This window comes from Gemmatimonas sp. (assembly GCF_044345575.1).
GTDB lineage: Bacteria > Gemmatimonadota > Gemmatimonadetes > Gemmatimonadales > Gemmatimonadaceae > Gemmatimonas.
In genome coordinates this window covers 1-5,618 of the sequence record NZ_JBIJAW010000215.1, presented here as the reverse complement: position 1 = coordinate 5,618, position 5,618 = coordinate 1, and the positions used below count along the sequence as shown (strand labels likewise).

Sequence of the window (5,618 nt, the reverse complement as noted above, 5' to 3'; positions counted from 1 at the left end):
AGCGGGATGGCATCGACGCTCACGCGCTTCACGTATCCCTGCGACGTGCCGGCGCACACCACCTGACCGGCGTGACCGACGGCCAACGCCACAACGGCATCGCCGTCCTTGAGCGTGATACCACGCACACCGCCCGCGTCGCGTCCCATATCGCGCACATCACTTTCATGGAAACGGATCACCTGCCCCGCCTTGGTGGCGAGCAACAGATCATCCTGCCCCGTGGTGAGAGCGGCACCGACAATCCGATCACCCGCGTCGAGGCGAATGGCCTTGATGCCGGCGAGCCGTGCGTTCCGGAACTCCTTGATCGCCGTGCGCTTCACCTGACCAGTGGACGTCACCATGGTCACGAACAGCGGATGCGCAAAATCGCGCACGATCGCGCCGAGCACCGGTACGCTCTGCTTCGGCCACTCGATGACCTCCTTGAGTGCCGTACCGCGCCCACTACGCGCCGCCGAAGGCAGCTCACTGCCGAAGAGCGTCCACGCCTGGCCTTCCTGCGACAGCACGAACATCGACTCCGTGTGCCGGAGCCGTCCCTTCACCAGGGGCAGCTCGTCAGTCGTGACCTCGCGGTCCGCATCGCTCTTGCGCGACCGACCGGAGGGCAGCGGCTGCTGCGCCACGCGCGCGCCGTACGTGAGCACGCCCACGACCTCGGCGTCGGCCACCGTTTCGGCCACTTCGTCGGCCATGTCCGCCGTCATGATCTCGGTGCGTCGACCATCACCGAACTTGTCGACGATCTCCTGCACTTCCACCACCAGCGCCGCCATGCGCTGCTCGCGCGAGTTGAGCAGCGCGGCGAGTTCCTTGATGCGGGCCTTGAGCTCCTTGGCCTCGTCCTTGAGCGCCGTCACTTCGAGACCCGTGAGCTTGGCCAGACGCAGGGCGAGAATCGCATCGGCCTGAATCTCCGACAGCGCGTATTCCTTGCGCAGTCGCGCATGCGCCTGGTCGGTGTCCTTGGCGGTCTTGATGAGTTGCACCACGCGATCGATGTCGTTCACCGCGATGAGCAACCCCTCCACGATATGGAGACGCGCCTCGGCCTTGGCCTTCTGGAACTCCGTGCGCTTGACCAGCACCTCGTGCCGGTGGGCGATGTAGTGATCGATGAGCCCGCGCAGCCCCAATTCGCGCGGCACCAGGCGGCCGTTCTCCGGCACCAGGGTAAGGTTGATCACGCCGAACGTGACTTCCATTCCCGTCAGCTTGAACAAGCGCGGCAACAGCTGCTTGGGCTCAGCATCGCGCTTGAGCTCGATGACCACGCGCAGCCCCTCGCGATCGGATTCATCGCGCAGCGCGCTGATCCCCACCAGCTTCTCGTCCTTCACGAGATCGGCGATCTGCTCGATGATGCGCGCCTTGTTGGCCTGATACGGCAACTCGGTAACGACGAGCTGCGCCCGCGACGAGCCCGGCTTGGCCTCGAGTACCACGCGCGCCCGATTGACGAGGCGTCCGCGTCCGGTCTCCATGTACTGGCGGATGCCCTCCTTCCCCACGATGAGTCCCGCTGTGGGGAAGTCGGGCCCCTTCACGATCTTCCGCAGTTCGTCCAGCGCGACCGTGGGCTCTTCGATCACGCGGATGATCGCCTTGCCGATCTCGCGCAGGTTGTGCGGCGGCATATTGGTGGCCATTCCCACCGCAATGCCGCTGACACCGTTCACCAGCAGGTTGGGGATGGCCGCCGGCAACACCGACGGCTCCTTGAGGCGGTCGTCGAAATTGGGGACGAAATCGACCGTATCCTGATCGATCCCCTCGAGCAACGCCACGCCGGGGGCGGCCATGCGCGCTTCGGTATAGCGATACGCGGCGGCCGGATCGCCGTCGATGGAGCCGAAATTCCCCTGCCCCTCGATCAGGGGGTAGCGCAGCGAGAAGTCCTGCACCATGCGCACGAGCGCGTCGTACACGCTGCTGTCGCCGTGCGGGTGGTACTTACCCAGCACGTCACCCACCACGGTCGCGGCCTTCTTGAACGGGCGCCCCGGGGCGAGCCCCAGTTCGTTCATCGCGTACAGGATGCGGCGATTCACCGGCTTGAGCCCGTCGCGCACATCAGGCAGCGCACGCGACGTGATCACGCTCATCGAGTAGTTGATGAACGAATCCTTCATCTCATCGGTGACATCGCGCGGCATGACGCGTTCGCGGCGCGGCGACGGATTGGGTACGGACTTGGTGCGAGGGGGCATCGGCAGCTTCGATATGGACGGCACGGCGCGCCGGACGGGCGCATCGGGAGAGGGAATTAACGCTGGGGCCGCTGACAATGGCAGCGTACCCCTTCCAAATTGACAAGCGCGCCGGCCGGATTATACGCGGGAGTATAGCGCCCCCGGCAAGAAAGGCTGTCCCAATTTCCCGGGCGTTCGCCCATACCGTCGCACATATTGGCCCATGCCCTCAGCTATTCCCCCTTCCGACGGACCGGACCGGCGCGTGTGGCAGGTAAGGCCGGCTCGTCCAGCCGACGCGTCTACCGTAGCCGCCATCTACAACGAGGGAATTCGCGCCCGCGTGGCCACTTTTGAAACACGGGAACGGAAGGCGACCGACATCGAGAGCTGGTTCGACCCGCCGCCGGGACCGATCACTTATCCGCCGCACCCGTTTCTGGTGGCGGAACGGGATAGTGTGGTGGACGGGTGGGTGCACGCCTCGGTCTACCGGCCACGCGAGGCGTATCGGCGGATCGCGGAATACTCGATTTACACAACCGATGCGGCGCGCGGGTGCGGCCTGGGCGACGCGCTCATGACGGCATTTCTGCCGGCCTGTGAACGCGCGGGCATCACCAAACTCGTGGCCCGCATCTTCCCTGAGAATCGCGCCTCGCTCTCGCTGTGCGCCCGCCACGGGTTCCGTATCGTCGGCACCTACGAAAAGCACGGCCAGCTGCACGGCCAGTGGCGCGATGTCGTCATTGTGGAGCGACTGTTCGCCGCGAATCTCGACTAATCGCGGCGTCCGGTCGGCCCGCTAGGCTGCCGGTGAACTGGCGTGGATCTGGGCCGCCGCCGCCGATAATGCCGCGGGCGCCATCGCCTCGAGCGGCAGCGCGAGTAGCGCATTCACGCGGGCGGAGAGTGCCTCGAAGGCGGCCGCGAACGCATGCCGCGCCGCCTCGGGCTCGGTGTGGTCGGCAGGATCAGACAATCCCCAGTGCACGTGTGCACGCGCATTCGGGAAGATGGGACAGGCATCACGTGCGTTGTCGCACACCGTGATGGCCAGATCGAATGGATGCGCCATCACGTCGTCCACATGCTTTGGCGTGCGCCCTGACCACGCAATGCCGTTGTTCGCCAGCACCTCTTCGGCGAACGGATTCACCCGCGGTGCCGGGCGCGAGCCCGCGCTCTCCGCCTCCACACGGCCAGCGGTTCGTTCCGCGCCGCGCACGGCAAACAGCGCTTCACCTATCTGACTGCGCGCCGAGTTGCCGGTGCACAGCACGAGGATACGAAAGGGGCCGGTGCTCATCACATACTCCTCAACGACTTGTGCATGGTGACGGCTGACGCCGGACAGGCGCTGGTGAACTCCACCGTTTGGGCCACGCTCGCGGGGACTGCGGTACGCGCCACGCGGGCGAACCCGAAGCGCGGGAAGTAGTGCTCGGCGGTCATCGTGAGGAGATAGAGCCCGTCGATGCCGCGCGCCATGGCCTCGGCGACGACATGTTCGACCAGGGCACTTCCAAGGCCACGCTTTCGCCACGTATCGGCTACGGCGACCGAACGCAGCAGGGCATGTTCGCCACACGCTTCCATCGCCGCCGTCGCAACCAACCGGTCGCCATCATGCGCCAGGAGAAACTGCGTGGGGTCCTGGGCCAGCATCTCGGCCACCCCCGCCACGGGGAGACCGTTACGCTCGAGCAATGCCTCTATGCCGTCACGATCGTTCGCCGTCGCAGCGCGAAACGTCGGGCGCGTCGCTTGGGCCGGCTTGGTTGCGCGAACGAACGCCGCCATGAACTTGCCGTCGATCGCGTCGAGGTTTGCCGACACATCCACGCCGGACTCCTGCAAGAAGACGCGGGCGTCCTCACTCTTGTAGAGGCGAGTCGGTTCGATATCGATGTCGCGGAAACCGCTCTCCGCCAGCAGCGTACGGAATTCCTGCTCCTCCAGCGCGCCGGCCACACATCCGACCCACAACTCCATCGAGCGCCGCACATCGACTGGGACGTCCCCGCGCACCACCACGTCGCTCACCGCGAATCGGCCGCCGGGCTTGAGCACACGATAGGCCTCGGCAAGAACCCGACGCTTGTCCCCGGACAGATTGATCACGCAATTGGAGATGATCACGTCCACCGAGTCGGACGGCAGCGGGATCTCCTCGATCCGCCCCCGCAGAAACTCCACATTCGTCACCCCCGCCTCGGCCGCATTGCGACGCGCGAGCGTCAGCATGTCGTCGGTCATATCGAGCCCGTAGGCCTTGCCCGTGGGGCCGACGCGGCGCGCCGACAGCAACACGTCAATGCCACCACCCGATCCCAGGTCGAGGACGACCTCGCCTTCACGCAGTTCGGCCAGCGCGGTGGGATTCCCACATCCCAGCGATGCGAGCACGGCCGCGTTGGGGAGCTCCTCGGTCTCCCCATTCACGTAGAGATTGGCGGTGATGGGATCGACGGTGCCGTTGAAGGCGGCGCCCCCACAACACGAGTTTACGGGGCCGCAGCAAGCGTCTGCCGCCGGTTCGGACGGGTCGAGCACCCGACGCGCGGCTTCGCCGTACTTCGCGCGCACAAGGGTGGTGACATCCTGCGAGGTCGTCGTCATGTCTGCTCCGTGTTCAACAAGAAATATTGATATGTGATCGCTGAAAAACGGCGCCGCGGCGCCATGCTACACCCGTGCGACACGACATCACCCGCAGCACTTGCCGAACACCTTGAGGGCGCGCCGGCCGGCCGACTCCTCGGTGCCGATGGCGCGCACGATATCGTGCACCTCTGCGAGCACGTCGTGATTGAGACGGTAGTACGACCAGCGCCCCTCCTTGCGATCATTCACCAGCCCGGCATCGCGCAACACGCGCAGGTGAAACGATAGCCGCGACTGCGCCGCATCGAGCGCCCCCTGCAGGTCGCACACGCACCGCTCGCCCTCGCGCAGCATGTCCAGCACGGCCAGCCGTGTCTCGTCCGAAAGAGCATGGAAGAGCACGGTGGCGCGGGCGATATCGAGGGCGACGGTGGGCATGCAGGAAACTTACACCAATTTTTGTTGATATATCAAGAGGCCGGCGCGACAGGCCGCCCGGGCAACCCCGGATTCCCCACCAGCGATACCCGCTCCGGCTCAGCAGGTAGATTGAGCCCCATGTTCAGACGAACCATGGCGATCGCGTTGGTGTGTTTCGGATTCTTCGCCACACGCCCTACCTTGGCCCAGGCGCAGGCAGGAGGCGGAGTTACCGTCTCCGGCCGTGTGCAGGATGCGCCATCGGGGGCGCCGCTCGCCTATCTCACGGTGCAGCTGCGCCGCCAGCGCGACAGCAGCTTCGTGGCCGGAAGACTGACCGATTCGCTCGGCGCGTTCGTGTTCACCAATCTCGCCAAGGGCGAGTACCGGCTC

General features: G+C 65.6%; 6 protein-coding genes. 2 read left to right on the top strand and 4 right to left on the bottom strand.

Translation table 11 applies throughout. The features are described 5' to 3' along the window. Nucleotides 1-2,216 (bottom strand): DNA topoisomerase (ATP-hydrolyzing) subunit A (locus ACIQ6O_RS11925; RefSeq protein ID WP_396208013.1); only part of this gene is annotated, 2,216 nt, incomplete at its 3' end. A gap of 205 nt (nt 2,217-2,421) precedes the next feature. Between ACIQ6O_RS11925 and ACIQ6O_RS11920 the strand changes: the two genes are divergently transcribed. Continuing rightward, nucleotides 2,422-2,982, top strand: a complete 561-nt coding sequence (locus tag ACIQ6O_RS11920) for an arsinothricin resistance N-acetyltransferase ArsN1 family A (RefSeq protein ID WP_396208012.1) — start codon at nt 2,422-2,424, stop codon at nt 2,980-2,982. Between the two features lie 21 nt (nt 2,983-3,003). Here ACIQ6O_RS11920 and ACIQ6O_RS11915 read toward each other — a convergent pair whose 3' ends face one another. The 3 genes from ACIQ6O_RS11915 to ACIQ6O_RS11905 all read right to left on the bottom strand — a co-directional run bounded on the left by ACIQ6O_RS11915 (nt 3,004) and on the right by ACIQ6O_RS11905 (nt 5,243). Next, entirely contained in the window at nt 3,004-3,507 is a 504-nt protein-coding gene (locus ACIQ6O_RS11915) for an arsenate reductase ArsC (RefSeq protein WP_396208011.1), read from the bottom strand. After that, entirely contained in the window at nt 3,507-4,820 is a 1,314-nt protein-coding gene (arsN2, locus tag ACIQ6O_RS11910; RefSeq protein ID WP_396208010.1) for an arsenic resistance N-acetyltransferase ArsN2, read from the bottom strand. The genes ACIQ6O_RS11915 and arsN2 overlap by 1 nt, the downstream gene beginning before the upstream one ends. Before the next feature lie 87 nt (nt 4,821-4,907). Then, nucleotides 4,908-5,243 (bottom strand): ArsR/SmtB family transcription factor, encoded by a 336-nt coding sequence (locus ACIQ6O_RS11905; RefSeq protein WP_396208009.1) that lies wholly within the window; start codon nt 5,241-5,243, stop codon nt 4,908-4,910. Between the two features lie 120 nt (nt 5,244-5,363). On the opposite strand from ACIQ6O_RS11905, the gene ACIQ6O_RS11900 reads away from it, so the two are divergent. Further along, on the top strand, nt 5,364-5,618 hold a 255-nt coding region (locus ACIQ6O_RS11900; protein ID WP_396208008.1), incomplete at its 3' end, for a carboxypeptidase-like regulatory domain-containing protein.